The organism is Ruegeria sp. BG3 (assembly GCF_056538485.1).
This window is the reverse complement of sequence record NZ_JBQFTE010000028.1, coordinates 1-691: the sequence shown is the minus strand read 5'-3', so window position 1 is coordinate 691 and position 691 is coordinate 1. Positions and strand designations below refer to the sequence as shown.

The window sequence follows — 691 nt, the reverse complement described above, 5'->3', positions numbered from 1 at the left end:
TTCGACTTTTCACCGTGATCCGGTATCTTCACGACATCTTCAGTTCAAATGCTGGTACCTGACACATGGATCCGTTCCTCACTGAAAGGCTTTCGGTTCACAGTTGGCAATCGACATTGGGAGACCGGGAAGCGCGCCGAGGGCTGGAGATTGCTTTGTCTGCGATATTGTCACGCCGTGTGCTTGAGCATCTTCCATCACCTCTGCACCTGAGCGGAGATGACGACATTGCTTCTTGGGTGGACGAACGCGCTGAGGAAAGCGACGTTTTTCGTGTCAACTGGAGGCACAGCTCCGAATTAGTCGGACTGTTGATTTTGGCGTCCGACCCCAGTGACTCGCAAGCGCCAGAACTTCATATTGGCTATTTGCTCGGTGAAGCAACTTGGGGTCAGGGGGTCGCAACAGAACTCGTCCAAGGTTTGGTGTCAGCGGCAGAAAAGGACGGCCCGGTGAGGCTGCTGGGAGGTGTCAGCATTGAAAACCCGGCAAGCGCTCGGGTGCTTGAAAAGGCAGGTTTCGAATTATCACCTGACCTTTCAACAACGAATTCGCACATGTACTCCAAGAAAGTCGGTTGAAGCGCATTCGACACGTCCGGCCTGGATTTAAGGCAGACCTTTAGGCAAGCGCAGCATTTTCGTTTGAGGACTAGAGCGCTCTCTTGAGGACGGCCCAAAGCGGTCGTTCG

General features: G+C 53.7%; 1 protein-coding gene. It reads left to right on the top strand.

What is annotated here, in order from left to right; genetic code table 11:
- Window positions 1-65: 65 nt before the first annotated feature.
- Window positions 66-581 (top strand): GNAT family N-acetyltransferase, encoded by a 516-nt coding sequence (locus tag ACR0AI_RS21915; RefSeq protein ID WP_170637382.1) that lies wholly within the window; start codon window positions 66-68, stop codon window positions 579-581.
- Window positions 582-691: the final 110 nt, after the last annotated feature.